We start from the raw sequence: 26,222 nt of genomic DNA, 5'->3' as shown, positions 1-26,222 counted from the left end.
TCAAGCGTTAAAAGGTCAACGCTCGAAGATTCCAGTTTAAGGTATCGATCAAAAGCAATTGATTGTGTAGCGGTTGGGCATCTACAATTACTTTCAACGTTTCTTGTGCCATCATGGTACCAATGATACCAGGAAATGTCCCCAGTACACCATGTAAATTACAAGAAGGCACATCCTTAGGGTCTGGCATTTCTGGAAAAATAGCACGCAAATCCTTGGATTGACGGTGATTAAAAACGGCAAGTTGTCCTTGAAACCCCAAAATAGTACCATAAATTAAAGGTTTGCCAAATCGCATACAGGCATCGTTGACTAAGTAGCGTGTAGCAAAATTGTCCGTACCATCCACAAGGTAATCGTAGGATTCAAAAAGTCGTTGCACATTGTCTTCCGTCAGTTTTTCACAGTACCCGTGTATAGCAATATGAGGATTCAACTGATTGAGGCGTTGTACAGCAACCGCTGCTTTGTATTGACCAATATCGCGTTCAGTAAATAAAATTTGGCGGTGTAAATTGTGAATTTCGACGCGATCAAAATCTACAACCCCTAATTGTCCAACTCCTGATGCAGCTAAATAGGTGAGGATCGGAGAACCCAATCCACCTGCACCAATGACCAAGACCCTTGCTTGCTTAATTTTTAGTTGACCTTCAACCCCCACTTCTGTTACATTCATGGGACGACTATAGCGTAAAAAATCGTGTATTTCTAACATAGTTCCTGTTCTACTAAATAGTTAGCGTAGCTCGCATGCCAATCCGTCCAAACAGGCTCATACCCCTTGGATTGAATTAATTGATAAATGGCCGCAGTTGAGCGATTATCGCAAATTTCAAATTGAGCTAATGAATCTTGATCTACACTATAACCGCCTGGATTAGTTTTAGATCCCGCACTCATCGAAGTTACACCTAGCCCAATGACATGGTTGCGGAAATGTTCACGCTCTCGCGTGGAAATAGAAAGTTCTACATCTTCATTCCAAATGCGATAGGCAAACATCAACTGCAGTAAATCGATGTCTTCCATACAAAAATTCGGTTCTACATTGCCTTCTGCTGGACGCAAACGAGGAAAGGAGATGGAGTATTTCGTTTTCCAATACGTTTTCTGTAGGTAATCCAAGTGTAAAGCCGTAAAAAAACTATCCACTCGCCAGTCTTCTAACCCCAATAAGACCCCAAGCCCTATTTTGTGTACACCCGCCTGACCAATGCGATCTGGCGTTTCTAAACGATAGCGGAAATTTGATTTCTTCCCTTTGGGATGATAGTGCTTATACACAGCTTCGTGATAGGTTTCTTGATAGACCAATACGGCATAAACCCCCAATTGGGCTAATACGACATATTCGTCTTTTTCTAGAGGTTGTACCTCAATGGAAATAGTAGAAAAATGCGCGCGGATTTGTTTAATGGCTTGTTCAAAATAAGGTAAATGGACCGTGTGATTGGCTTCTCCTGTTACTAATAGTATATGATCATATCCTTGGTGTTTGAGCAACTGTATTTCTTGTTCAATTTCGGTAGCAGTTAAGGTTTTGCGTCGAATTTTATTGTCAATGCTAAACCCACAGTATGTACAGATATTGTGGCATTCGTTGCTCAAATACATAGGGGTATAAAGCTGAATGGTTTTTCCAAAGCGCTTATGGGTTAACTGTTGACTCAATTGGGCCATATCTTCTAAGAAAGGACGTGCTGCAGGAGACAAAAAGTGCAGAAAATCACCTAGATCTCGTTTGCTCTTGGCTAAGCTAGTTGCGACATCTTGTGGGGTCGTAGCATCGATCTGTTGTCGAATGTCTTCCCAGTCATAGTTTTTATAGATTTCGTAAAAACTCATGATTATTCGTATAAGAAAGAGGTTAATGGACTGGAGGCATTCGCGTGATTTTGTACGGTGCCTAATTGGGCTTCGTAGGCGAGTCGACCTGCAATGACAGCTTGTTGAAAGGCTTGGGCCATTTGTACGGGATCTCCTGCCACGGCAATAGCGGTATTAACTAATACCGCATCCGCACCAAGTTCCATCGCTTTTGCAGCGTCCGAAGGAGCACCAATACCAGCGTCTACAATTACAGGTACTCGACTGCTTTCAATGATGATTTCTAAAAAATCCTGCGTTCTCAATCCTTTGTTTGTTCCAATGGGAGAGCCTAAAGGCATAACGGCTGTTGTTCCCACATCTTCTAAGCGTTTGCACAAGACGGGATCCGCATGGATATAAGGCAAAACAAAGAACCCTTGTTTCGCTAATTCTTCCGTTGCAACTAAAGTTTCAATAGGATCAGGAAGTAAATATTTTGGATCAGGGTGAATCTCTACTTTTACCCAATTGGTGCCCAGTGCTTCACGCGCTAATTGTGCAGCCAAAATAGCCTCTTTGGCTGTTCTTGCTCCAGATGTATTGGGAAGTAAATGCAAATGTGGATGTTGGAGGTGGGAGAGAAGCTGATCGTTCGCTTGGGTTAAATCCAATCGCTTTAAGGCAAGCGTAACGAATTCTGTACCACTGGCTAAAGCTGCTGCTTCCATCAGGGCAGGTGATCCGTATTTTCCCGTTCCTAAAAATAAACGGGACTGAAATATTTTATCGCCTAGTTGTAAAGGTTTCATAAGAAATAGGTGTTTAATTGTTGTACAAGTTGTTGAGGTTGCTGTTGATGAAATAAACGCGAAATAGCAACACCCGATAGTCCCACGTGTTGTAAAACGGGAATATCTTCTAAGGTGATGCCGCCAATGGCAACAATAGGTGTCTTCTTTTGCTCAGGAGTCAGTGCGGCAAGTATGGCTTGATAGCCTTCAATCCCCAATAACGGACTTAAATTTTGCTTGGTTGGAGTATAGCGCAACGGTCCTAAACCGATGTAGGTACAACCTGCTAGTATGTGCTCTTCTACATCGGCTAGGGTATTAGCAGTACCACCGATTATTTTATTGGGTAAGATCATTCGCGCTCCGCTGATCGATTGATCTTGTAAGCCCAAATGAACGCCATCTGCATCAATGGCACGGGCTAAATCCACGTGATCGTTGATAATTAGCGTAGCTTGATAGCTGTCGCACAGTTGCTTCACTTGCTCTGCTGTACTCCAGCGGATGGAAGAAAGCGTGTGCTTAAAGCGAAACTGAATCCATTTCTGACCAGCGTCTAAAACAGATTTGATGTGATACAATTGCTCTTGAGGTGTATCACCTTGACTAATGTATTGAATGGGATTAAACATGATAAGCGAGTAAAGATGAATTAGAAGCTATAGTTTGTTCAACGTATTTTTTTGCCTTGTGAATGGCTTGGTTTAAAGGATATTCAAGGGCAATATAGCTGGCAATAGCCGAGGATAAGATACAACCAGTACCGTGTTTACTTTGGGAAAAGATCCGTTGAGGATAAAACGTATGAATTTCATCTGCCGTAAAGAGTTGATCTACGGCTTTGGTTTTGGGATGATGCCCTCCTTTGAGTAAAACCCCACAAATGCCGCGAAGGGATTCAGCCTTTTCGATTGGAGTAGCATCCGTATCAATTAATTGATTCATTTCCATATAATTCGGTGTAATCAAATCAAGTTGATGGAGGATAGCCAAGAGGGTTTGCTTGTCTATATGTGCTGTAAAATCAAATTGTGTACTGGAGCGCAAAACAGGATCCCAAAGAATAAAGGCTTGGGGAACACAGCGTTTGATCATCTCAATATAATGTAACAGATCACTCCCTGATTCGACGATGCCAATTTTGACGACTTGCGGTTGGTAGCGCTTGGCTACTGCTTCCAGTTGTTGGAGGACATAGTCGCATTTTTCCCATCGAATAGCAACAAAAGCATCTTCAGTTTGTATGGTATTGGCGGTAAGAATGCCGACGCCATAGACTTGGTGATTCTCAACTGTTTTTATATCCGCTAGGATACCCGCTCCACCAGAGGGGTCGAAACCCGCTAAGGAAAGAACAAAGGGTCTTGTTTGTAACATAAATCAAAAATTTTTAAAGGTTCTTGTGCGTGCCAAATCGCTCCTAATACGGCAAAATCATCAAATCCCATCGCTTGTACGAGAGGCAATCGTTCGGGTGTAATACCGCCCAAAGCAACACGTTGGATCCACGGAAAAGACCACTGTTGAATTTCTTGCTGCCAATCCACCGTTGGATGATACCCTGTTTTGGATATACTTGAAAATACAGGACTTAAAAACACGCGTTGATGCTGTGTTGATAACTTGGTGTATTCCGTCGAGTTATGAACACTTGTTGATAAATAGGGGAGTTTACCCTCATAGTTATTAACAAATGAGCAATTGGTTGTTGATAAGTGAGTAAAATCAGCCCTTAGACTGTTGATAAGTTGAACATACTGTTTAAAAACTTTTTCTTTATTGTTGATAACTGGGGTAGGAATGTGAATAACTAACCGGTGAAGATGTTGATAACTTACTTTTTCCACCCACTTTTGCAAATCGTCAAAAGTCAGCTGTGGCTTTCGGACATGCAAAAGAGGTAAACCTCTCGCCAACATTTCATTGACGAGGGCTAGCTCTTTGTTACTCCAATTGGTATGTACATCAGAAGGCGTGATTACAACCATGTTACAAGTAAATCTCTTTTCCTGACTTGATAAATTCTTCCGACATTTCCTTCATGCCTTGATTAGCCGTATCTCGAATCTCTTGTGAAATTTTCATAGAGCAGAACTTCGGACCGCACATGGAACAAAAATGTGCCACTTTAGCCGCGTCAGCCGGAAGCGTTTCATCGTGAAATTCTCTAGCCGTATCAGGATCTAGGGATAAGTTGAATTGATCTTCCCAGCGGAATTCAAAACGCGCTTTACTCAACGCATTATCGCGGTATTGTGCTCCAGGATGTCCTTTGGCTAGATCAGCGGCATGAGCTGCAAGTTTATAGGTTATTACGCCGTCTTTGACGTCTTTTTTATTGGGAAGTCCCAGGTGTTCCTTTGGTGTGACATAGCATAGCATCGCTGTTCCGTACCAGCCAATCATGGCCGCACCAATAGCAGAAGTAATGTGATCATAACCCGGTGCAATATCAGTGGTCAAGGGACCTAAGGTATAGAAAGGTGCTTCTCCACAATCGCGCAATTGCTTTTCCATGTTCTCTTTGATCAAGTGCATGGGTACATGGCCTGGACCTTCGATCATCACCTGAACATCGTGTTGCCAAGCGATTTTTGTCAATTCGCCTAAAGTTTCAAGTTCCGCAAATTGAGCAGCGTCATTTGCATCAGCAATAGACCCTGGTCGCAAGCCATCCCCTAAAGAAAACGCAATATCATACTGTTTCATGATTTCGCATATTTCTTCAAAATGAGTATACAAGAAATTTTCTTGATGATGATACAAGCACCATTTAGCCATTATGGATCCTCCGCGTGATACAATTCCCGTAACGCGTTGTGCAGTGAGATGAATGTAGCGCAGAAGTACACCAGCGTGAATGGTGAAGTAAGATACACCTTGCTCAGCTTGTTCAATCAGTGTATCGCGAAAAATCTCCCAAGTTAAATCTTCTGCTATGCCTTTTACTTTTTCTAGCGCTTGATAAATAGGAACCGTACCAATGGGAACAGGCGAATTGCGAATAATCCATTCGCGCGTTTCGTGTATGTTTTTTCCAGTTGATAGATCCATAATCGTATCTGCACCCCAACGACACGCCCAAACCGCTTTTTCTACTTCTTCCTCAATTGTTGAGGTAACCGCACTATTGCCGATGTTCGCATTGATCTTTACTAAAAAATTTCGACCAATAATCATCGGCTCACTCTCAGGGTGATTGATGTTGTTGGGTATGATGGCACGTCCTGCTGCAATTTCATCGCGTACAAAGGCGGGCGTGATGAAGTTCTTGGGTGTATTGGCTCCAAAACTATGCCCAGCATGTTGCTGTTTTAAAGCAGGCGATACGGATTCTAGTTCTGCAATACGTTGATTTTCGCGTATCGCAACATATTCCATCTCTGCTGTGATAATTCCCTGCTTAGCATAGTGCAATTGTGTGACATTTTTGCCTAGTTTGGCCACTTTGGGCTTGTGTGTAAATTCAAAACGCAAATGCGCTAACGTTGGATCTTCTGCTCTTTTTTGTCCATAGGCTGAGGTCAGTTGATCCAATACAACGATATCTGCTCTATCAGTAATCCAAGATTCACGCAGACGAGGTAACCCTTTTTTAATATTGATATCCAATTGTTCATCCGTATACGCACCTGAGGTATCATATACCGTTACAGGTGGATTCTCTTCTGTTAATCCTGTGCTTAGTTTGGTTGGATGTAGGGTAATTTCACGCATGGCGACGCGAATGGGATAGAGAGATCCTTCAACGTATATTTTCTTCGAATTCGGGAAAGGCGTTTGTGAAATTTTTTCGTGTTGTTCCATAAGTTGATTTAATTTTAGTTTAAAGTTTGACAAGTAAAATGGAATCAACCGCCTTGGGTAGCCGTAATGATCAGAATATCATCCGCTTCGCTTACCACATAGGTAGCCCAGTCGGATTTCGAAATAACGCAGGCGTTTACTGCAACAGCAATACCTCTTTGCTGTTTAGGCCAATGCAGATCCAACAACAGTTGAATACTGATGGATGTTTGCTCAAAGTGAATTTTTTGATTGTTGATTTGTAGTTCCATTCCTTTTTTGTGTTAATGCTATAACTTTAGGAATGGCTACAAAAAGGTACTACAGGTACCAATTGAAGTCATCTTACTTTTCCCTACGCTAGTATGAACTAGATCAGGTTCAAAGGGTAAAATCTCAGCCTACTGATGTAGACACCCCTAAAGTTGAAGGCAAATATAAAGATTATTTTATAAGAAGCAAATGTTGGTTGGTTTTAGATAAAATGTTAAATTCGACTAAAAATGAATAACTTATGAAAAGATCAGAGCTGAAATTGATGACGGATTGGGAAAGCAGAAGAAAAAGTGGACGCCTCAAGTACTGTCTCTTAGATGGCAGTGTTTTTGGTTTGATTATGCTGCTGTTTGTTGAGGGATTGACTTATTTCTTAGAGGCAAATTACACCTTTACCTGGTCTAGGTTGGCCCTTGCTTTTGGGGTTTGGGTCTTGGGGGGAATCGCAATTTACGGTCCATTGATGTGGGCAATGAATGGATATTATTATAAAAAGTTTAGCAAGAAATACGCGTTGTACCTACAAGAGAGGGATCAAAGCAAAAAAGGAATTTAATGCATTGTTGTTTTATGTTAAATTTAAAAAAAAACACTACTTTTGAACCTAAAATAAGATAATGATGAGATCAGTATGTACAGCGTTTGTACTTGTACTTGTAGGACTATTAGGTAGTTGTAGTTCTGATAGTGATTCAAATACTTTTACTTCAGAAGAAAGAGAATTGCGTACGTTGTTAAACAATGAATGGGTAGCAGTAAAAGAAAGCAAATATCTTCCATTTGAATTGCCTATGTCAGAAGATTTTATACCCAATTTATTAGAGAGCGATTTGTTTATCAATACGGGAATATACAATCGTTCTATTGTAGCAGGCATGAATAAGCAAGGGGGCTTTTATTTGATTGATGAATACGCTGGAATAGACGCTGACAGAGAGTCCCTTACACGCGAACCTTTACTTGATTTGCTGTATAGTTGTACCACACAACAAGGCAATAAATTTACGGGAACCTTTACGGGGATGTCTGTAAAAGGGGCTACTTGGGAATTTTATGTGCGTAAAGCTGACGAAAACACCATGCACTTGGTGATCATTCACGTTAAAGAAAGTACGCAAAGCTATCCTATGGGTCTGTATTCTGCTTATATTTTTAAAAAACAAGGACCTTGGGAGGAGAAAACAACGTTCCGCAAGATTTTCCAGCGCTATCGCTACTATGATCCTTTTATAGATCAGATGATTATGGCGGAAGAAAACTACGAAAGAGATGTGGCAAGAGGAGGCTGTCGATAAATAGTATACAAAAAAAGTCAGAAGATTTCTTCTGACTTTTTTTGTATACATGAGGTTTATTTTTAATGCATTAGGCTTCTACTGCTACATCATCTGCTTTCATGCCTATTTTATCTACAATAATGGCAATCGCACCGTCACCCATAACGTTACAGGCCGTTCCAAAGCTATCCATGGCAACGTAGAGTGCAATCATCAAGGTCTGTTGATCGTGGTTGAATCCCAAGATGGATTGTAATACACCTAAAGCGGCCATAATGGCTCCGCCAGGAACTCCAGGAGCAGCGATCATGGTAACGCCAAGCATAAGAATAAATCCAATCATAGCTAAGGGATCAATTGGGGTCTGTTGAATCAACATCAAGGCAATGGCACAAGCGACAATTTTCAAGGTGCTTCCTGCCAGGTGAATGGTTGCACAAAGGGGAATCACAAAACCTGCAATTTTGGGATTGACTTTGTTGTTTAAGGTTGAGGCTAAAGTTACGGGAATAGTCGCCGCAGAGGATTGAGTACCCAAAGCGGTGATGTATGCCGGTAGCATTTTTTGCATCAAGACCAACGGATTTCTTTTGGCAATGGCTCCTGCAATGCAGTATTGAAAAAACAAAAAGGCGATGTGTAGGGCGAAAATAACACCGATGATCTTTAAAAAGGTTTCGAGTACCACAAATACTTGTCCGCTGTAGGTCATGTTTAAAAACACGCCGAAAATAAAGAGCGGTAAGAAAGGAATAATAACCTTCTCGATAATGGTCATGACAATCGACTGAAACTCGTTAAAAAAGCCCTTTAAATACGTAAACGGACCTTTGGAGATGCATATCCCAGCGATGAATGCAAAAATCAAGGCACTCATCACGTCAAAGAAGGCGGGAATTTCAATACTAAAATAGGGAAGGAGCACTTTTTCGACCTCTTCTGTCAGTTCAACTGACTGAGTAGCCAGTAGATTAGGAAAAATTGAAATAGAAACGGCGTAGGAACTCAGTCCTGCGAGAATAGTTGATCCGTAAGCGATAGCGGTGGTGATCAGTAATAGTTTACCCGCAGCTTTACCGATATTTCCAATGGCAGGAATAATTAAGCCTACGATGATCAAGGGGATCATGAAGTTTAAGAAATTGCCAAAAATCCCATTAAACGTAGTAAAGATTCTACTGATGCCTAAGGGTAGACGATCGCCCAATAGGCTTCCTAGCGCTATTGCGATGACGATTTGTAATAATAGGCTATTCTTGATTAGTTTCATATTTTTTTGTTTTAAAAATACGAAAATAAATAAAAAAACCTCAAACAAAATGCTTGAGGTTTGATATTTTAATTTTTTAAGGAAATATATTATCCTAATGTAGCTCTTTTGAATCCTGTGATTTCAACACCAAAAGCTTTTACATAATCAGATACCTTTTTAGCTTCATCTTTGATGAAGTTTTGGTCTAATAATGCTTTCTCTTGGTCTAAAGTTGTATTGTCACTGATGAAACGAGCCACTTTTCCAGGTAAAATTCTATCCCAGATGTTTTCAGGTTTACCTTCAGCTTTTAATTCAGCTTTAGCATCTTCTTCCGCTTGTTTCAATACTTCTTCAGTAAGTTGAGCGTAAGAAATATATTGAGGTACATTTTTAAGTGTTTTACCTAAACGTACTAACTCTTCGTTTTCTTTTACGATCACTGCGATACGAGCTTCTGTTTCTTTCGCGATGAAATCTGCGTCAAAATCTTTGTAAGATAATGTCTCAGCTCCCATTGAAGCTACTTGCATAGAAACGTCTTTTGCAATTTCTTCCGCTTTAGCAACAGCTGCTGATAAAGCAGTAATTGCAGCGATTTTGTTTCCGTGAACGTAAGAACCGATGTAAGCACCTTCTAATACTTCGAAAGAACCGATTTCGATTTTCTCACCGATAACTCCTGTTTGCTCGATACATTTGTCAGCAATAGTCATGGTGTCATTGTATGGAGAAGCTAAGAATTCTTCTTTTGTATTGTAGTTGATTGCTTTTTCAGCCAATTCTTTTGCCAAGGCTTGGAAACCTTCGTTTTTACCTACGAAGTCAGTCTCACAGTTTAATGTAATAACAACACCTCTAGTTTTGTCAGCGTTAACAAGAGCTACAGCAGCACCTTCTGATGATTCACGATCAGAACGGTTAGCAGCAACTTTTTGTCCTTTTTTACGTAAAACTTCGATTGCTTTATCGAAATCTCCCTCAGCCTCAACTAAAGCTTTTTTACAGTCCATCATTCCGGCACCTGTTTGTTGTCTCAGCTTGTTTACGTCTGCAGCAGTAATATTTGCCATTTTAGTAATCTTTTAAAGAGTTAATAAATTAAAAAAGTCGTTATGGACAGTTGAATACAAAGGTAAACATCTATCAGCATAACGACTTTATGATATTGTTAAAAAATTATGCTTTAGCTTCAGCGTCAGCTTTTACAGCTGGAGCTTCTTCTTTTTCAGATTTTCTTTCTGCATTACCTTCGATAATAGCAGCAGTCACTAAAGATAAAATTTTATCGATTGATTTAGAAGCATCATCGTTTGCTGGAATTACGTAGTCAACTTGACGTGGGTCAGAGTTCGTATCCACCATAGCGAAGATCGGAATGTTTAATTTTTGTGCTTCTTTAATCGCGATGTGTTCAGCTTTAATATCTACAACGAATAGAGCTGCTGGTAGACGAGTCATGTCAGCAATAGAACCTAAGTTTTTCTCTAATTTTGCACGAAGACGCTCAACTTGTAAACGCTCTTTCTTAGAAAGCGTCATAAATGTACCGTCTTTTTTCATTCTATCGATTGAAGCCATTTTTTTCACAGCTTTACGAATAGTAACGAAGTTTGTTAACATACCACCTGGCCATCTTTCAGTGATGTAAGGCATGTTAGCCGCAGCTGCTTTTTCAGCTACGATGTCTTTCGCTTGCTTTTTTGTAGCAACGAAAAGGACTTTTCTTCCTGATGCAGCGATTTTTTTCAAAGCTTCATTCGCTTCTTCAATTTTAGCTGCAGTTTTATATAGATTGATAATGTGAATACCATTACGCTCCATATAGATATAAGGAGCCATGTTTGGATCCCACTTTCTAGTCATGTGTCCAAAATGAACACCTGCTTCTAGTAATTCTTTTACTTCTACTTTGTTTGCCATTTTCTAATAGTTTACGTTCTGTTACTTTAGCAATGATTCAGTAGCGATTACTCGGTCTCAACCATTTAGATGCTAAACTACTTCTTACAAAAAATGCAAGTGCGCAACAAAAACCTAGATTTTTTAATAATAAATAAATATTAACGTTTAGAGAATTGGAATCTCTTACGAGCTTTCTTCTGACCAAATTTCTTACGCTCAACCATACGTGGGTCACGCGTTAATAAACCTTCTGGCTTAAGAATTGCTCTGTTCTCTACATCAATTTCGCACATCGCTCTAGCAATTGCCATACGCACTGCCTCAGCTTGTCCTGTAGTTCCTCCTCCGTATACATTTACTTTTACGTCAAAGTTCTCAGCGTTCTCAGTAAGTGTAAGAGGCTGTAATACTTTGTACTGTAATGTACCAGTAGGGAAATAAGTTGTAAAATCTTTTTTGTTTACTGTGATCTTTCCTGTTCCTTCTGAAACATAAACACGAGCAACAGCGGTTTTTCTTCTACCGATTTTGTGAATAACTCCCATTACTTAATTTCGTTTAAATTAACGGCTTTAGGTTGTTGAGCCTCATGTTTGTGCTCAGTCCCTACATTAACATTTAAATTACGGAATAATTGTGCTCCTAATTTGTTTTTAGGCAACATCCCTTTGATTGCTTTCTCTACTAATAATGCAGGATTTTTTTGTTGCATTACTTTAGCAGTTAAAGATCGTTGTCCTCCTGGGTAACCTGTGTGACGGATGTAAGTCTTGTCATCTAATTTGTTCCCTGTAAGGTTGATTTTTTCTGCGTTGATTACGATTACGTTGTCTCCACAGTCTACGTGCGGCGTGTAATTTGTCTTGTGTTTACCTCTTAAAAGTGTTGCCACTTTAGAAGCAAGACGTCCCAAATTTTGGCCTTCAGCGTCTACAACTAACCATTCTTTTTGAACAGTTGCTTTGTTAGCTGATACAGTCTTGTAGCTTAAACTTTCCACAATAATTTTGTATTTAATTAAACATTCCATTCCCAATTAAGGGAGTGCAAAATTACATAATTTCTTTTATTATACAAATTCATCAAGCTGTTTTTTGCTTTTATTTGCTATTAAATCGCTGAGTTGTAATTTGTTTGATTCAAGAGGCTTGTCCTTTTTTTAACTCAATTGTCGCAGAAAAGCCTTTCCTGCAAAAGATATTTTTAAAAGATAATCCACTTATTCGCATACTTTGAACTTCGAGTCCGCTAATTCTTCTAGTCCTATTGCCTTTCTTCGTTGGTTTACAGTTGCTTTCTCACTCAAACAGGGGAGTCCAAATTGACTACCATAAACGAGGTTTTCTCCTCTTGACCAATAGTATTTGTCAAGAAGTAGGGCAAAAAACTCAGGCTTCATTCGCCCTGCTTGTACTTCATTTAAAAACAAGGCATAATAAGTTTCATCTAGTACAAGTTTATCCGGATTGTGTAAGAGTATAGAGAAAGCTGCTAGTTTTACACATTCAACGTGATAATTAGCAGTTCCAAGTAAGGTTTCATTCGGCATTCCATAGGTTTGAACAAAGGAAACTACTTTTGAGAAGTTAATCGAATCAAGCAGAGGTAAGAGCTTGCTGTTTTTTTGTGCGAATGTCTTGGACCTTATGCTTTGATCGGAACCATAAAGCTCACAAAGTTGTAACGCAAGAATCGTCTGGTCATGTTCAGGCTTTATGCTTCCACATTGGAGAAAGAATAAGGAACAGAAGAGTAGGATATTGATTCTTTTCATGGCGCAATTAAAAAATTAATACAATTTTGGATTGTAATTTTCTGGGTATTTTGCCATTTCTGGGCTGTAGTAGGGCGCAATTTCATCGAGTAATTCCTCAAAAGATTTATCGCCGACTTTGACCAATTTCATGATGCCACATTGCTTCTTTTTGTAATCGGCATAGCACAAGGCAATGGGAATATCTGTTTGTTTGGCAATGTGATAAAACCCTTGTTTCCATTTGGGTGAAAATGAACGGGTTCCCTCTGGCGTATTAATCAAGGCAATTTCATCTGCATTTTCAATGATTTGTACCGCATACTCCACTAAATTTTGACGCTTGTTTCGGTCTACACCAATACAACCAATCGCTTTAAAGAAAAAGCCAAACCACGATTTAGTATAGTAGTCTTTGATGAATATTTTGAACGGCATACCTAAAACCCAAAAACACGCCAAACTGTAATAAAAATCCCAATTGGTGGTATGAGGCACACAGATCAGTATACTCTTCTTTTCTTGCTTGAACGATTCGTCGTGTACGACTAGCTTCCATCCGGTGATGCCTAGCATCAATTTTCCTATCGCTTTTTTCATATAGTCAATGTATTGGATGCAAAAGTACGGGTTTTTTGTGAGTGGTGAATGGTAAGTGGTGAGTGGTAAGTGGTGAGTGGTAAGTGGTGAATGGTAAGTGGTGAATGGTAAGTGGTGAGTGGTAAGTGGTGAATGGTAAGTGGTGAATGGTAAGTGGTGGTAAGTGGTGGTGAATGGTAAGTGGTGAATGGCAATCCGCCCTGTTCAAAAACCAATCCAATAAATCTAACCACAAAAAACAAATAGCAAAGAACAAAGAGTAAAGAGCAAAGAGCAAAGAACAAAAAAGCGGTTGCCCTGATAAAGACAACCGCTTTTATATCGTAAAAATAAGCTAGTTCATAACACTCACTAATCACCCATTTCCCATCTCCATTCTCCATTAATGTGCTTGAAGCCAATTTTCTCCTGTTCCTAGGTCTACTACTAGCGGAACTTCCAAAGTAAATGCGCGTTCCATTTCGTCTTTGACCATCGTTTTTAATGCTTCTAACTCGTCTTTGTGGGCATCAAAGACCAACTCATCGTGTACTTGCAATAACATTTTTGACCTCCATTGTTCTTGGACTAATCGTTGGTGAATGCGGATCATCGCAATTTTAATGATGTCTGCTGCACTTCCTTGAATAGGTGCATTTACTGCATTTCGCTCTGCGGCACCACGCACCACAGCATTCTGAGAATGGATGTCTTTTAAATATCTTCTTCTGCCCAAAATAGTTTGTACATAACCGTATTCTCTAGCAAATTCAATTTGCGTGGCGATATAGTCTTTTAGCTTAGGGTATGTTTCGTAATACGTATCGATTAATTCTTTGCTCTCTGAACGCGTCAAATTGGTTTGATTGCTCAATCCAAAAGCAGAAACTCCATAGATAATCCCAAAGTTTACCGTTTTAGCATGACTTCTTTGCTCTTTGGTTACTTCTTCTAAAGGGACATTGAATACGCGTGCCGCTGTAGAACGGTGAATATCTTCTCCATTTTTAAAGGACTCAATCATGTTGGGTTCTTGACTCAATGCAGCGATAATGCGCAATTCAATTTGAGAGTAATCGGCAGCGAGTAGTAAATAATCTTCATTACGCGCTACAAAGGCTTTACGGACCAAACGACCACGTTCGGTGCGAATGGGAATGTTTTGTAAGTTCGGGTTGTTAGAGCTCAAACGCCCTGTTGCTGCAACCGCTTGCATATATTCGGTGTGAATGCGGTTCGTTGTTGGATTGATTTGCTTTGGTAAGGCATCCACGTACGTATTTTGTAGCTTAATCAGTTGGCGCCAATTCAAAATATCGGCAACAATCTGATGTTTAGGTGCTAATTCACTTAGAATCTCTTCTCCTGTTGCATATTGACCTGTTTTGGTCTTTTTGGGTTTTGGACCGCCAATTTTTAATTTTTCAAAAAGAATATCGCCTAATTGTTTGGGCGAAGCTAAATTGAATGTCTCTTCTGCTGTTTCGTAAATGGATTGCTCCAATTGTTTGATGTCAGTATCTAAGGTGGTAGAAAGCGATTGAAGAAAATCGACATCTAGGCGAATACCCTCACTTTCCATATCAGCTAAGACGGAAACTAATGGAATTTCTATGTTGTTAAATAATTCAAGCGTAGCTGTTGCTTCTAGTTGAGGAAGGAATTCCTGTTTCAATTGGAAAGTAATATCCGCATCTTCCCCCGCGTATTCCTTCACAAGCTCCACCTCAATCTCACGCATGGTTTTTTGGTTCTTCCCCTTTTTTCCAAGCAGCTCCTCAATGGGTTGGGGAGTGTATTTTAAATAGGTTTCCGCCAATACATCCATGTTGTGACGCATATCGGGATTGATCAAGTAATGCGCAATCATGGTGTCAAACATCGGATGCTTGACGTGAATGTCGTATTGTTTTAAAACTTTGATGTCGTATTTTAAATTCTGACCGATTTTTTCAATGGTTTCCGATTCAAAGAAAGGTTTGAAGTGTGCGAGTGTTTCGAGTACTTCTGCCTTGTTTGCTGAAAGAGGAACGTAAAAAGCCGTACCTTTTTCAAAAGAAAAAGACAGCCCTACTAATTCGGCAGTCAAAGGATCTAATCCTGTTGTTTCTGTATCAAAACACACGCTTTGTTGTTGCAGCAATTGCTGTGCTAACAAGCGAATAGCCATAGGTGTTTGTGCCAATTGATACATGTGTTTTACCGTTTCTAACGTTTGAAAAGGCGATGGAGATGTTGAGCCTGCTGCAGAACCAAATAGATCCAATTGATCTTCAGAAGCTGGGACAGCTTCTGAAGCTACCCCAATTGCTGAATTGGAAGTCGTAGCTTGATTCTTAGAAGCAAAAATCTTGTCGAATTGCTCCTTCATTCTTCTGAATTCTAACTCAATAAAAAGAGCATCCGTCTTTTCAACATCGGGTTGTTCTAAAATGTAGTTATCTGCGTTAAACTCAACCGGACAATCGAGTATAATTGTTGCTAATTGCTTAGAAAGGAGTCCTTTCTCTTTATTGGCCTCAATGTTTTCTTTCATTTTTCCCTTTAGCTCATGGGTATGCGCCAAAAGATTTTCCATTGAACCATATTCTTTGATGAATTTTTTTGCTGTTTTTTCACCAACCCCTGGAAGCCCTGGGATATTGTCAACCGCATCTCCCATCATCCCCAAGAAGTCAATGACTTGCTCTGGGTGATCAACTTCAAATTTTTCTTTTACCTTTTCAACATCCCAAATTTCAATGCCATTACCCATTCGCGCTGGACGATACATCACAATGTTTTCCGAAACCAATTGAGCATAATCCTTATCAGGCGTAACCATAAAAACTTTGAAATTTTCTTTTTCAGCTTGTTTTGATAGGGTCCCAATTAAATCATCTGCCTCAAAACCAGGAACTTCAATAATGGGAATATGCATGGCTTTTAGAATTTCCTTGATATAGGGAACCGCTACTTTAATCGCCTCAGGTGTTACATCTCGATTGGCTTTGTATTCGGGAAATATCGCCAAGCGATCTTTACTACCACCATTGTCAAAGGCAACTGCTAAATGATCGGGATTTTCTCTTTTAATAACATCTAAAAGTGAATTCATGAATCCCAATATAGCAGAAGTATCTAATCCTTTTGAGTTTACTCTTGGGTTTTTAATAAGTGCGTAATATCCTCTAAAGATTAAGGCATAGGCATCTAGTAAAAAAAGACGTTGTTGTTGAGCCATTGAATGATGGTTTTTATTTAATACTGAATTAATTTCAAAGATAGTGATTTTGTTTTGCTCGCTGTGGAACCTCTGTGAAAAAGGAAGACAATATTGATTTTTCTTCTCTGCGTATTAATCTTTGTTAAAGATAGTTTGATACGTGATACAAAAAACTAACTTTGTTACTTATCGCTTTTACTATGTTGAATTTAGGATTCTTATTACCTGTTTTACTCCTTGTCGAATTTTATGCCTTTCAAGCTGTAAAACAGGTAACTGACCGTCGGTTTTTTCGCTTGCTTTATCTGGTCTGCTCAGCCTTAATTATAGCCTATATCGCTTATGGGTTTTCGCGTTTTGATCGTTCTTCTGGACAAAATCACCAATCGATGTTGGCCGCAGCTTTGATCATCTTGTTTTACTTACCCAAGGTGATTCTTACCCTCTTATTACTTCTTGAAGATATTGTTCGCCTTTTCCGCGGCATTATTCAATATTGCAAAAGGACTAAAACAACAGAGAAACGCGCTTTTTTACCAGAGCGAAGAAAGTTTATCACGCAACTTGCTTTTGGCGTTGCTGCAATTCCCTTTATTTCAGTTTTACACGGCATTACCCTAGGTCGATATAAATTTCAGGTCCACAAACACATCTTGACTTTTGAGGACTTGCCCGATGCCTTTGATGGATTCACCATTACCCAACTCTCCGATATCCACTCTGGCAGTTTTGACAATCGTGAAAAATTAGAATATGCCATTGACTTAGTGAATCAACAGCAATCGGATTTGTTGTTATTTACTGGAGATTTGGTCAATAGTTTAGCCGGTGAAATGATTCCGTGGATGGATGTTTTCAAAAAGCTTGACCAACATCCGTATGGGAATTATTCCATTTTAGGCAATCACGATTATGGAGAGTACATTCAATGGGAAACAGAGGAAGAACGCATTCGCAATTTTAAGGCGATCTGCGATTTGAGTCCTGCGATTGGTTTTACCTTGTTGCGCAATGAGCATGTACGACTAAAAAAAGGAGGCGATAGCTTAGTTATCGTCGGCGTAGAAAACTGGGGGGAACGCGCACATTTTATGAAATATGGCGATTTAGATCGTGCAACCCAAGGCGTGAGCTCTGATGACTTTAAAGTATTGATGTCACATGATCCATCGCATTGGGAGGCGAAAGTTTTAGCGCATCCGAAACAATTTCAACTCACTTTAGCAGGGCATACGCATGGGAGTCAATTCGGTATTGAAATACCGGGATTTATAAAATGGAGTCCAATTCAATATGTGTATAAACAATGGGCTGGACTCTATGAAAAAATGGGCAAGATGATCTATGTAAATCGCGGGTTTGGTTATCATGCCTATCAAGGTCGTACTGGGATTTGGCCTGAAATAACAGTTCTTGAATTGAGAAAGAAAAAATAGTTTATTCTACTAAAATGTAATATTTTTGTAATAATAAGTTGTTAAAGAAGAAGTAAAATCATTAATTGAGAGGTTTATGTCAAAATTCGGAGATTTAGTAACAGCAGATGTACCTGTATTAGTTTTTTTCTATGCTCAATGGAACGATGCCTGTACAACCATGGATGCTGTAATCTATGAAGTTGCAGCTACTATGGGAGATAAGTTGCGTATTGTTAAGATTGATGTAGCTAAGAATAGTGAATTAATAGAAGCCTTGCGTATCAAAAAGGTACCTACAATGTTGTTGTACAAAAAAGGGGCCATGATTTGGAGACAAAGTGGACTAATGGAGGCGGAAGCTTTACTTAGTGTAACGACTACTTTATAAAAGAGCAAAGGAGTATCCCTTTTCCTTTAGGTGTTTAATTAAAAGGGGAAGGGTGTACTTCATGTTTTTTTCTGCTTTTAAACTATCGTGAAATACAATAATACTACCCGGTTTAACTCGCTTGAGGGTGCGGTTTAAACACGCTTGTGGACTGAGTTTGGCATCATAATCTTTGGTGATGAGCGTCCACATAATTACTTCATACCCTGCATCTAGTAGAAATTTCCCTTGACTTTTTTTAATTTTCCCATACGGTGGACGAAATAGTCGCACGGGTTGTTTGAGGTGCTTCTCAATTTCCTGTTGACATTGTTGCATATTCGCAATATACTCCTCTAAGGGGGTGTGCCATCCTTTGAGGTGATGAAAGGTATGATTGCCTACTTGATGATTCTCTTTTAAAATTCGCTGAAATACAGTAGGATGTTTTCGGATATTATCCCCAATACAAAAAAAAGTGGCTTTAATTTGATGTTGAGCTAAGATGTCTAATACCCATTCCGTGACTCCTGGAATAGGTCCATCGTCAAAGGTGAGGTAAATTACCTTTTCAGCCTTGGACTTGTGCCAAGTATACCGTGGAAAGAGAAAGGGGAGAATGCGCATGATTCAAAGATAAGAAAATTTGATGAGGGTTGGGTGTAGCGTCTACCTTCTAAGTCTCAAAGAAAATTTTGTTTTGTAAACGGAGATTGCAACAAAAAAGTAAAAGTTCTTGCTAAATAAGGGATTTCAAGGTGAATGCATGAGCCTTCGTTCGTCATTGCTTCGAGTTCGCTCCAAGACTTCTTCGACAAAAGGACGTGTTTTCCAAGTATTCTCCAAGCATTCTCCAAGGAGTGTCGAAGAAAACAATCACTTATTACCCATCAAGCATTGCGTATTACACCAAAAAAAAATAGCAGCAGGCAATTGCCTACTGCTATTTTTAACTATGGATGTGTTGGTGTGTTTTATTCTAATCCACCACCTAAGGAACGATACAATTGTACTAAAGTCGTCAATTGTGTCAATTCGGTGTTGATGTAGCTTAACTCAGCAGCAAGCGCACTTTCTCTAGCTGTTAATACATCTAGATAAGTGGCCATCCCTTGAACTAAAAGCTCTTCTGAATATTCCGTCGCTAATTGATACGCTTCGTATTCTTTTTTCTTTAGCTCTAATTTTTCCGAAGCACTTTGATAGGTATACAGTGCATCAGATACTTCTTTAGAAGCGGTTAAGATTGCTTTTTTATACCCTAAATAGGCTTGTTCTTTTTTCGTCTGTGCTACTTGGTGTTGGGTTCTGATTTGTCTACCATTTAACAACGGTTGTGTCAAACCACCGATGAAGTTGGCAAATACAGAACTCGTATTGAACAACTCGTCAAAATCAAGACTTTGAAGACCACCATTGGCTGTTAAACGCAAAGAAGGGTAGAAGTTCGCTCGCGCTACATTCGTCATTTCAAAGGCATTTACTAAGCCGTATTCAGCGGCTCTAACATCTGGACGGTTAGCTAAGAGTTGCATAGGAACACCTACAGTTAAATCAGCATGCACTCTTTGGTTGCTCAATGACTCTCTTTTGATTTCACCTGGATTTTGTCCCAGTAAAATACTAAAGGTATTTTCCGTTATTTTGATGTTGTTGTTTAAATCAACTAACAAGGCTTGTGCATTATACAATTGCGCTTGCGTTTGCTTTACAGCGATTTCATCTACTTGTCCAGATTCTTTTAACGCGTTAATCGTCTCTAAACTGTTTTTTCTGTTTGCAATCGTAAGTTCTGTAATTTCCTTTTGTTTATCTAGTGCAACGAGTTGGAAATACGTTGTGGCAATAGTAGAAATTAGCTGTGTTTTTATGGCTTGTTGTGCGGATACAGTTTGCAAGTAACTCGCTACGAAAGCTCTTTTGTTACTTCTCAATTTACCCCAAACATCTAGCTCCCAAGAAAACTGTCCTGTAACATCGTACAAGTCTGTTTTCACGCGTTTGTCTCCATACATAATCCCTTGAGGACCATTTTTAGATTGAACGCTATGGGTGTAGTTTGCTCCAACACTTAACGTAGGAGCATAGCCCCATTTTCCTTGTTGCATGTAGGCTTGTGCAGCATTGATATTTTCAATGGCAATAAGCATATCCAAGTTATTCTCTAAGCCCGTTTCAATATATTGAATCAAGGTTTGATCAGAGAATAACTCCTTCCATGACATCGTTGCCATGGAAAGAGAGTCTGCAGTAGTACTACCTCTATATTGTTCTTCTTGAATTACATCAGGTCTATCATATTTCTTCGCAACTATACAAGATTGCAAGGTAAGCCCTAATATAGCAACAGGAATCGCTCTGTATATATATTGTTTTTTCATGTTATTCAGACTTAATTTCTTCAAATTTAATTGGTTTAATTTTCTCTTGAAGATATTGGAATATCGCATACAATACAGGGATTACAAATACCCCGATAATTGTACCAATCAATAATCCAAATGCAGCACCTGTACCGATTGAACGGTTTCCGATATATCCAACTCCACCTGCGAATACCAATGGCATTAATCCTAAGATAAACGCAAATGAGGTCATTAGAATTGGTCGTAAACGCGCTTTCGCACCGTTGATTGCTGATGCTACAATCGATTCACCATGTCTTCTACGTTGAACAGCGAACTCCACAATCAAAATGGCGTTCTTCGCGAGTAGTCCAACAAGCATGACCAGGGCAATCTGGAAGTAAATGTTGTTCTCTAATCCCGCAATTTTTTGTGCAAGGAAAGCCCCCATAATACCCGTTGGTAAAGATAAAATTACCGCAAATGGCAACATATAACTTTCGTATTGCGCAGATAGTAAGAAGTAAACGAATACTACACACAAGAAGAAAATAAGCACCGTTTGGTTTCCTGCACTAATCTCCTCACGCGATAATCCCGTAAAGTCAATTCCATAACCAGATGACAAGTTTTGTTGTGCCACCTCTTGTACTGCTTTAATCGCATCTCCCGAACTAAATCCTGGTTTTGGAGCACCTGTAATATTCGAAGAGGTAAATAAGTTGTAACGGTTAATCGATTGTGGTCCGTATACTTTAGTCAAGTTAACAAACTGGGTAATTGGAGCCATTTCACCTGAACCTGTGCGTACGTAAATTTCATTTAAGCTATTTACATCTGAACGATATTCTGGTAAGGATTGAACCATTACACGGAATTGTTTACCAAAACGAGTAAAGTCAGCAGCGTAAATTCCTCCAATATACCCTTGTAAAGCAGAGAAGATATCACTTACTAATACGCCTGATTCTTTAGCTCTAGCCACATTTAAATCTAACTCATATTGTGCATAGTTCGTATTAAATGAAGATTGAGCATACATGATTTCAGGACGTTGCATCAAAGCACCTAAGTACTCTTTTGATTTTTGATCAAAATCAGTCAATGAACCTCCAGTTTTATCTAATAGTTTTAACTCAAAACCAGATGACATACCAAAACCTGGAATACTAGGGGGTTGGAAGAAGATCATTCTTGCATCTTGGAATTGTGTTGCAGCTAAACCAAATAATTTTCCAATTACTACGTCAGTCGCTAATTCTGGTGCTTTTCTTTCTTTGAAATCTTTCAACTTAATCATCGCCATCCCGTAGTTAGACCCCTGACCGTTAATGAAAGAGAATCCCGATACGACGGTTACCCCGTCAACTCCTGGAATTTGTTGTACAATTTTAGAGAATTCTCTCTGAATTGCTACCACACGGTCTTGAGAAGCACCTGCTGGTAGCTCAATGTTCCCCATGATAAACCCACGGTCTTCGTTTGGTACGAATCCTGTTGGCATTGTTTTCGCTGAATAGTAAGTAATACCTAAACACGCAAGCAAGATTAAGAAGGTCATCCATTTGTGTTTTAGTAAGAACTTAAATGAATTACCGTATTTTTCTGTAATGCTATTAAATGCAATGTTGAATGCTCTAAAGAAACGTTGAAGTAGATTTTTTCGCTTACCGTTATCTACTACATCGTGGTGTTTCAAGAATACCGCACATAAAGCGGGACTCAAGGTAAGGGCGTTTACAGCCGAAATTAAAATCGCAATAATAAGCGTAATACCGAACTGTTTATAGAATACTCCGGTAGGACCACTAATAAACGTTACAGGAATAAATACTGCCGCCATTACTAGGGTAATGGAGATAATCGCACCTGAAATTTCGTCCATCGTACTCTTACTCGCTTCTAGTGCATCTTCACCTGTGGCCTCCATCTTGGCGTGGACGGCTTCCACGACGACAATGGCATCATCCACCACAATACCAATGGCGAGTACGAGGGCAAATAGGGTTAGTAAGTTCAACGAGAAGCCAAAAGCATTCAAGAAGAAGAACGTACCAATAATCGAAACAGGAACCGCAATCAATGGGATTAACGTCGATCTAAAATCTTGTAAGAAGATATATACCACGAAGAATACCAAGATAAATGCCTCAATTAACGTGGTTACTACTTTGCTAATTGATGCATCCAAGAATTCGTTAGTATCCATCAATACTTTGTAGTGTAATCCTTCAGGGAAGTTTTTAGACAAAGATTCTAATTCACTGTGTAAGTGTTTATTGATCTCTTGTGCGTTTGAGCCTGGCGTTTGGTAGATCGCCATGGCAACTGCTGGGTGTCCATCTAGTTCCGAGTTTCCTACATAAGACATCGCACCTAGTTCGATTTTCGCTACATCTTTTAATAAAAGTACTTGTCCGTTAGCCAACGACTTGATTACAATATTCTCATACTGTTCTTGTGTTTTATACTTACCACTGTACTTAATTACATATTGGAAGGCTTCTGCGTTGTTTTCACCTAATTGACCAGCTGCGGCCTCCAAACTTTGCTCGTTTAATACGCGAACAACATCCGAAGGTACTAAGCCATAGGCTTTCATTTTTGAAGGTTCAATCCAAATACGCATCGAGTAGTTACGCGAACCGAATGCCTGAGCATCCCCCACACCACTTACACGTTTTAACTCAGGAATAACGTTAATATTCATGTAGTTTTGGATGTAAATCGCATCGTAGTTTGGATTGTCAGAGTAGAACGACAAGAACATCAACGCACTGGTTTGTTGCTTTTGTGTTGTAACCCCAGAACGCGTTACCTCTGCTGGTAAAAGCGGAGTAGCACGTGCCACACGGTTCTGTACGTTTACTGCTGCAATATCCGGGTCAACCCCTTGTTTAAAGATTACTTGGATACTCGCACTACCATCATTACTGGCAGTAGAAGTAATGTAATCCATGTTTTCCACCCCGTTTACTTGCTCTTCAATCGGGATGATCACACTTTGCATAACAGTCTCCGCATTCGCACCAGGATAACTGGCGTTGATCTGCACTGTTGCAGGCGCAATATCAGGATATTGCGTTACCGGAAGTGCGGTTAAACCCAGCACCCCCAAGATTACTATTAGAATAGAAATAACTGTCGATAGAACAGGTCTTTCAATAAATGTCTTTAACATAGTTTAGAATGTTGATTTGTAGTCGTTGATCTTCTCAATTGTCGTTGGCGTTGGTGTAATCGCTGATCCATTACGCAACGTACCCAATCCTGTACCTACAATTGTTTGGCCTTTTGAAAGACCTGATTTTACAACGGCTAGTTTGTTTACACGCTCAATTACTTCAATTTGAGTAGCTTTTACCGTATCGTTTTCTACTTTGTACACATAGACTTGACCTTGTTGTTCGAAAGTAGATGATTCTGGTACAACCATCACATCGTTGTACGTTTGAGGAATTAATAGCGTTCCACTGTTACCTGTACTCAAAATACGCTCTTTATTCGGGAATGCAGCACGTACTTGTACGGTACCTGTAGCGGTGTTGATTTGTCCACTAATGGTTTCGATTTTACCTTTGTATTGGTAAGTAGATCCATTGGCTAACTGTAATTCAACTTCTGGTAAATGGGTTAATTTTTCCTTTAATGTGTTTCCTTCAATTTTTTCAACGAAGTTAAAGTACTCTTTTTCGTTCATTGAGAAATAAGCAAAGATCTCGCTGTCGTCAGAAACGGTTGTCAATGGAGTTGGGTCACTAGGCGAAATTAACGCTCCTTCACGGAAAGCAATAGCCCCTACAATACCGTCAATTGGACTTCTAACAATAGAGAAATCAATATTGGCAGCTACACTGTTGTAGTTTGCTTTAGCCGAAGCTAATTGACTTTGTGCACTAGCTAAATTCGCTTTCGCTGTTTCCAATTGAATCGTACTGATAATTCCTTTTTGAACAAGCGGAACTAATTTATCAACATTTACTTGCGCTACATTTACTTGTGCTTCAGCTGTTTTAATCGCTGCTTTACTAGCATCTGCATTTTGTGTTAAAACGTTGGTTTCTAAACGAAATAAAGGTTGTCCTTTTTTTACAAGTGACCCCTCATCCACGTAAACCTCCTGAATGTATCCCGTTATTTTCGCGCGAACGCTACTAGTAACTTTACCTTGTAGGGAAGTTGGGTAAGAAGTATGACCAACAACGTCTTGTGTTGGAACTTGAATAACTTGGTATGGCATTGGACCTTGCCCTCCTTGTGCTTGCTCTTTCTTTCCGCATGAAATTACGGCAAGTGATGAAAGAGAACCAAGAACGATAGTATGCAAATAACGTTTCATATAAATTACTGGTTTGTACTTTTTAATTTTTCTATGGTTTTTGTTAACTGAATTTTACTGCTTTCTAAATGATCAATATAGAGTTTCATTTTCGCTTGGCAGTTGTTCGTGTTGACTAATCCTTCTTCGACATATCCTTTGAGCTTTAGTGTTAATGCCGACTCGCGGTCAAGCATGTTTTTAATTAGCTCTAGTCGCGTGGTGATAAAATTAGCGTTTAGGCGAAAAAAGCGCTTCCGCTCATCAATTTTATTGAAGTGCTCAATTTGGTTGTTGCTAATAAGTAAGTTCAAGCTAGTTGATACGGAACTCTTACTCGCATTTAACCGTTCTACAAGTTCATCGAAAGTTACTCCATCTCGATTATTGTTGAACATAATGTAGGTGTATATCTGCGCCGTTAAGGGCGAGAAATGATATACCACTTCATGATGTGCACAGAAATCTTGGAATAAATCGACTAATCGTTGGTCGTATTGCATTTTGAGAATGAATCTAAAATAATTAAGTAGCACAAAGATAGGGTTAGTTTTGTAATTACCGAACCAATCATACTTAAAGTTCTCTTAAATTATTTAGACGACGTCTATATAATGTAGAAATTCAATGTTAAAAGGGGTTAGAGGTGGATTGTATGTCTTTTATTTCGGTTGTTTTGGCTATAAAATCGCAAAAAATATTTTGTTTCTTTGCCTATATTCGAGTATTAGGTCAGATAGTTTTGCGTATTTAGCAAGCTAATGGAAGTAAAAAAGAAGTAGGTTATATGTTGAAAATGTGATTTAAACACCGTTCGTCATAAAATTAGTGGTGTTTAAGACGTGAAGTGCATTTGTATAAGCAAAAAAACCTTTTTTGACTAGGTGAAAGGATGGGGATTTGGATGAAATAGATACAAAAAAAGATTTTTTTTAAGCAATTGGGTTAGGATATCTTATTGATATTCTGCAAGAAGAAAAATAAATAAAAAGATTGGTGAAAAAATATCTTTTTATTTCTTGCATAAAATTTGAAAAATGCCTTATATTTGCATCCACAAATGCGGAAGTAGCTCAGTTGGTAGAGCTCCAGCCTTCCAAGCTGGTTGTCGCGAGTTCGAGCCTCGTCTTCCGCTCCA

At 39.3% G+C, this 26,222-nt stretch carries 25 protein-coding genes, 1 tRNA gene and 1 riboswitch; of the genes, 5 read left to right on the top strand and 21 right to left on the bottom strand.

Going from position 1 to position 26,222, the window contains the following annotated elements; genetic code table 11:
• Positions 1–7 precede the first annotated feature (7 nt).
• The 8 genes from ACPDHL_RS09195 to thiS are packed head-to-tail and all read right to left on the bottom strand — an operon-like array spanning position 8 to position 6,661.
• Entirely contained in the window at positions 8–718 is a 711-nt protein-coding gene (locus ACPDHL_RS09195; protein ID WP_430532472.1) for a HesA/MoeB/ThiF family protein, read from the bottom strand.
• Positions 712–1,848: a 2-iminoacetate synthase ThiH gene (thiH, locus tag ACPDHL_RS09190; RefSeq protein WP_430532471.1), complete on the bottom strand. Its 1,137-nt coding sequence runs from the start codon at positions 1,846–1,848 to the stop codon at positions 712–714. The genes ACPDHL_RS09195 and thiH overlap by 7 nt, the downstream gene beginning before the upstream one ends.
• Before the next feature lie 2 nt (positions 1,849–1,850).
• A complete protein-coding gene (locus ACPDHL_RS09185) occupies positions 1,851–2,621 on the bottom strand; it encodes a thiazole synthase (RefSeq protein ID WP_430532470.1) in 771 nt (256 codons plus the stop codon).
• On the bottom strand, positions 2,618–3,235 hold the full coding sequence (gene thiE, locus ACPDHL_RS09180; RefSeq protein ID WP_430532469.1) for a thiamine phosphate synthase: 618 nt from the start codon (positions 3,233–3,235) through the stop codon (positions 2,618–2,620). The genes ACPDHL_RS09185 and thiE overlap by 4 nt, the downstream gene beginning before the upstream one ends.
• Positions 3,228–3,980, bottom strand: a complete 753-nt coding sequence (locus ACPDHL_RS09175) for a hydroxymethylpyrimidine/phosphomethylpyrimidine kinase (RefSeq protein WP_430532468.1) — start codon at positions 3,978–3,980, stop codon at positions 3,228–3,230. Before ACPDHL_RS09175 ends, thiE begins: the two co-directional genes overlap by 8 nt.
• Positions 3,947–4,591, bottom strand: coding sequence for a thiamine phosphate synthase (locus ACPDHL_RS09170; protein ID WP_430532467.1), 645 nt, complete (start codon positions 4,589–4,591; stop codon positions 3,947–3,949). Before ACPDHL_RS09170 ends, ACPDHL_RS09175 begins: the two co-directional genes overlap by 34 nt.
• 1 nt (position 4,592) lies before the next feature.
• Positions 4,593–6,410 (bottom strand): phosphomethylpyrimidine synthase ThiC, encoded by a 1,818-nt coding sequence (thiC, locus tag ACPDHL_RS09165; RefSeq protein ID WP_430532466.1) that lies wholly within the window; start codon positions 6,408–6,410, stop codon positions 4,593–4,595.
• A gap of 44 nt (positions 6,411–6,454) precedes the next feature.
• Positions 6,455–6,661: a sulfur carrier protein ThiS gene (gene thiS / locus ACPDHL_RS09160; protein ID WP_430532465.1), complete on the bottom strand. Its 207-nt coding sequence runs from the start codon at positions 6,659–6,661 to the stop codon at positions 6,455–6,457.
• Positions 6,662–6,724: 63 nt separating this feature from the next.
• A riboswitch (TPP riboswitch) is annotated at positions 6,725–6,820 on the bottom strand.
• An 83-nt stretch (positions 6,821–6,903) separates the two neighbouring features.
• Between thiS and ACPDHL_RS09155 the strand changes: the two genes are divergently transcribed.
• Both ACPDHL_RS09155 and ACPDHL_RS09150 read left to right on the top strand, forming a co-directional pair.
• Complete coding sequence (locus ACPDHL_RS09155; protein ID WP_430532464.1) at positions 6,904–7,221, top strand: hypothetical protein; 318 nt, start codon at positions 6,904–6,906, stop codon at positions 7,219–7,221.
• A 61-nt stretch (positions 7,222–7,282) separates the two neighbouring features.
• On the top strand, positions 7,283–7,960 hold the full coding sequence (locus ACPDHL_RS09150; protein ID WP_430532463.1) for a hypothetical protein: 678 nt from the start codon (positions 7,283–7,285) through the stop codon (positions 7,958–7,960).
• A 70-nt stretch (positions 7,961–8,030) separates the two neighbouring features.
• Here ACPDHL_RS09150 and ACPDHL_RS09145 read toward each other — a convergent pair whose 3' ends face one another.
• The 8 genes from ACPDHL_RS09145 to polA all read right to left on the bottom strand — a co-directional run bounded on the left by ACPDHL_RS09145 (position 8,031) and on the right by polA (position 16,654).
• Positions 8,031–9,212, bottom strand: coding sequence for a dicarboxylate/amino acid:cation symporter (locus tag ACPDHL_RS09145; RefSeq protein ID WP_430532462.1), 1,182 nt, complete (start codon positions 9,210–9,212; stop codon positions 8,031–8,033).
• 89 nt (positions 9,213–9,301) lie between these two features.
• Positions 9,302–10,267: a translation elongation factor Ts gene (tsf, locus tag ACPDHL_RS09140; protein WP_430532461.1), complete on the bottom strand. Its 966-nt coding sequence runs from the start codon at positions 10,265–10,267 to the stop codon at positions 9,302–9,304.
• A 106-nt stretch (positions 10,268–10,373) separates the two neighbouring features.
• Positions 10,374–11,117, bottom strand: a complete 744-nt coding sequence (gene rpsB / locus ACPDHL_RS09135; RefSeq protein ID WP_430526465.1) for a 30S ribosomal protein S2 — start codon at positions 11,115–11,117, stop codon at positions 10,374–10,376.
• A 140-nt stretch (positions 11,118–11,257) separates the two neighbouring features.
• Complete coding sequence (gene rpsI, locus ACPDHL_RS09130) at positions 11,258–11,644, bottom strand: 30S ribosomal protein S9 (RefSeq protein ID WP_182627844.1); 387 nt, start codon at positions 11,642–11,644, stop codon at positions 11,258–11,260.
• Positions 11,644–12,099, bottom strand: coding sequence for a 50S ribosomal protein L13 (gene rplM / locus ACPDHL_RS09125; protein WP_430532460.1), 456 nt, complete (start codon positions 12,097–12,099; stop codon positions 11,644–11,646). The genes rpsI and rplM overlap by 1 nt, the downstream gene beginning before the upstream one ends.
• Before the next feature lie 219 nt (positions 12,100–12,318).
• Positions 12,319–12,873 (bottom strand): hypothetical protein, encoded by a 555-nt coding sequence (locus ACPDHL_RS09120; protein ID WP_430532459.1) that lies wholly within the window; start codon positions 12,871–12,873, stop codon positions 12,319–12,321.
• Between the two features lie 15 nt (positions 12,874–12,888).
• Positions 12,889–13,452 (bottom strand): 1-acyl-sn-glycerol-3-phosphate acyltransferase, encoded by a 564-nt coding sequence (locus tag ACPDHL_RS09115; RefSeq protein WP_430532458.1) that lies wholly within the window; start codon positions 13,450–13,452, stop codon positions 12,889–12,891.
• A gap of 382 nt (positions 13,453–13,834) precedes the next feature.
• Positions 13,835–16,654 carry a DNA polymerase I gene (gene polA, locus ACPDHL_RS09110; RefSeq protein WP_430532457.1) on the bottom strand — a complete coding sequence of 940 codons (2,820 nt, stop codon included), beginning with the start codon at positions 16,652–16,654 and terminating at the stop codon, positions 13,835–13,837.
• A 182-nt stretch (positions 16,655–16,836) separates the two neighbouring features.
• On the opposite strand from polA, the gene ACPDHL_RS09105 reads away from it, so the two are divergent.
• Together ACPDHL_RS09105 and ACPDHL_RS09100 are read left to right on the top strand one after the other, a co-directional pair.
• Positions 16,837–18,072 (top strand): metallophosphoesterase, encoded by a 1,236-nt coding sequence (locus tag ACPDHL_RS09105; protein WP_430532456.1) that lies wholly within the window; start codon positions 16,837–16,839, stop codon positions 18,070–18,072.
• Between the two features lie 76 nt (positions 18,073–18,148).
• Positions 18,149–18,442, top strand: coding sequence for a thioredoxin family protein (locus ACPDHL_RS09100; RefSeq protein ID WP_430532455.1), 294 nt, complete (start codon positions 18,149–18,151; stop codon positions 18,440–18,442).
• Here the strand turns inward: ACPDHL_RS09100 and ACPDHL_RS09095 are convergent.
• From ACPDHL_RS09095 to ACPDHL_RS09075, 5 genes are all read right to left on the bottom strand, one after another.
• Entirely contained in the window at positions 18,437–19,048 is a 612-nt protein-coding gene (locus tag ACPDHL_RS09095) for a polysaccharide deacetylase family protein (RefSeq protein WP_430532454.1), read from the bottom strand. The two genes, ACPDHL_RS09100 and ACPDHL_RS09095, sit on opposite strands and share 6 nt — an antisense overlap.
• Positions 19,049–19,395: 347 nt before the next feature.
• Positions 19,396–20,802 (bottom strand): efflux transporter outer membrane subunit, encoded by a 1,407-nt coding sequence (locus tag ACPDHL_RS09090; RefSeq protein ID WP_430532453.1) that lies wholly within the window; start codon positions 20,800–20,802, stop codon positions 19,396–19,398.
• Between the two features lies 1 nt (position 20,803).
• Positions 20,804–23,947, bottom strand: coding sequence for an efflux RND transporter permease subunit (locus ACPDHL_RS09085; RefSeq protein WP_430532452.1), 3,144 nt, complete (start codon positions 23,945–23,947; stop codon positions 20,804–20,806).
• 3 nt (positions 23,948–23,950) lie between these two features.
• The gene (locus ACPDHL_RS09080) at positions 23,951–25,105 is read right to left on the bottom strand and encodes an efflux RND transporter periplasmic adaptor subunit (protein WP_430532451.1); all 1,155 of its coding nucleotides are present in this window, start codon (positions 25,103–25,105) and stop codon (positions 23,951–23,953) included.
• 5 nt (positions 25,106–25,110) lie between these two features.
• Positions 25,111–25,587: a GbsR/MarR family transcriptional regulator gene (locus ACPDHL_RS09075; protein WP_430532450.1), complete on the bottom strand. Its 477-nt coding sequence runs from the start codon at positions 25,585–25,587 to the stop codon at positions 25,111–25,113.
• 559 nt (positions 25,588–26,146) lie between these two features.
• On the opposite strand from ACPDHL_RS09075, the gene ACPDHL_RS09070 reads away from it, so the two are divergent.
• Positions 26,147–26,222 (top strand) — tRNA-Gly (locus ACPDHL_RS09070).

Source organism: Myroides sp. C15-4 (assembly GCF_050522745.1).
Taxonomy (GTDB): domain Bacteria; phylum Bacteroidota; class Bacteroidia; order Flavobacteriales; family Flavobacteriaceae; genus Flavobacterium.
Note: the sequence above shows the minus strand (reverse complement) of the source record. Positions and strands in the feature narration are given on the sequence as shown.

Excerpts from the sequence above, each read along its gene's own strand:
- ACPDHL_RS09195 (WP_430532472.1), bottom strand. The coding sequence starts at position 718 with ATGTTAGAAATACACGATTTTTTACGCTATAGTCGTCCCATGAATGTA.
- thiH (WP_430532471.1), bottom strand. The coding sequence starts at position 1,848 with ATGAGTTTTTACGAAATCTATAAAAACTATGACTGGGAAGACATTCGA.
- ACPDHL_RS09185 (WP_430532470.1), bottom strand. The coding sequence starts at position 2,621 with ATGAAACCTTTACAACTAGGCGATAAAATATTTCAGTCCCGTTTATTT.
- thiE (WP_430532469.1), bottom strand. The coding sequence starts at position 3,235 with ATGTTTAATCCCATTCAATACATTAGTCAAGGTGATACACCTCAAGAG.
- ACPDHL_RS09175 (WP_430532468.1), bottom strand. The coding sequence starts at position 3,980 with ATGTTACAAACAAGACCCTTTGTTCTTTCCTTAGCGGGTTTCGACCCC.
- ACPDHL_RS09170 (WP_430532467.1), bottom strand. The coding sequence starts at position 4,591 with ATGGTTGTAATCACGCCTTCTGATGTACATACCAATTGGAGTAACAAA.
- thiC (WP_430532466.1), bottom strand. The coding sequence starts at position 6,410 with ATGGAACAACACGAAAAAATTTCACAAACGCCTTTCCCGAATTCGAAG.
- thiS (WP_430532465.1), bottom strand. The coding sequence starts at position 6,661 with ATGGAACTACAAATCAACAATCAAAAAATTCACTTTGAGCAAACATCC.
- ACPDHL_RS09155 (WP_430532464.1), top strand. The coding sequence starts at position 6,904 with ATGAAAAGATCAGAGCTGAAATTGATGACGGATTGGGAAAGCAGAAGA.
- ACPDHL_RS09150 (WP_430532463.1), top strand. The coding sequence starts at position 7,283 with ATGATGAGATCAGTATGTACAGCGTTTGTACTTGTACTTGTAGGACTA.
- ACPDHL_RS09145 (WP_430532462.1), bottom strand. The coding sequence starts at position 9,212 with ATGAAACTAATCAAGAATAGCCTATTATTACAAATCGTCATCGCAATA.
- tsf (WP_430532461.1), bottom strand. The coding sequence starts at position 10,267 with ATGGCAAATATTACTGCTGCAGACGTAAACAAGCTGAGACAACAAACA.
- rpsB (WP_430526465.1), bottom strand. The coding sequence starts at position 11,117 with ATGGCAAACAAAGTAGAAGTAAAAGAATTACTAGAAGCAGGTGTTCAT.
- rpsI (WP_182627844.1), bottom strand. The coding sequence starts at position 11,644 with ATGGGAGTTATTCACAAAATCGGTAGAAGAAAAACCGCTGTTGCTCGT.
- ACPDHL_RS09120 (WP_430532459.1), bottom strand. The coding sequence starts at position 12,873 with ATGAAAAGAATCAATATCCTACTCTTCTGTTCCTTATTCTTTCTCCAA.
- ACPDHL_RS09115 (WP_430532458.1), bottom strand. The coding sequence starts at position 13,452 with ATGAAAAAAGCGATAGGAAAATTGATGCTAGGCATCACCGGATGGAAG.
- polA (WP_430532457.1), bottom strand. The coding sequence starts at position 16,654 with ATGGCTCAACAACAACGTCTTTTTTTACTAGATGCCTATGCCTTAATC.
- ACPDHL_RS09105 (WP_430532456.1), top strand. The coding sequence starts at position 16,837 with ATGTTGAATTTAGGATTCTTATTACCTGTTTTACTCCTTGTCGAATTT.
- ACPDHL_RS09100 (WP_430532455.1), top strand. The coding sequence starts at position 18,149 with ATGTCAAAATTCGGAGATTTAGTAACAGCAGATGTACCTGTATTAGTT.
- ACPDHL_RS09095 (WP_430532454.1), bottom strand. The coding sequence starts at position 19,048 with ATGCGCATTCTCCCCTTTCTCTTTCCACGGTATACTTGGCACAAGTCC.
- ACPDHL_RS09090 (WP_430532453.1), bottom strand. The coding sequence starts at position 20,802 with ATGAAAAAACAATATATATACAGAGCGATTCCTGTTGCTATATTAGGG.
- ACPDHL_RS09085 (WP_430532452.1), bottom strand. The coding sequence starts at position 23,947 with ATGTTAAAGACATTTATTGAAAGACCTGTTCTATCGACAGTTATTTCT.
- ACPDHL_RS09080 (WP_430532451.1), bottom strand. The coding sequence starts at position 25,105 with ATGAAACGTTATTTGCATACTATCGTTCTTGGTTCTCTTTCATCACTT.
- ACPDHL_RS09075 (WP_430532450.1), bottom strand. The coding sequence starts at position 25,587 with ATGCAATACGACCAACGATTAGTCGATTTATTCCAAGATTTCTGTGCA.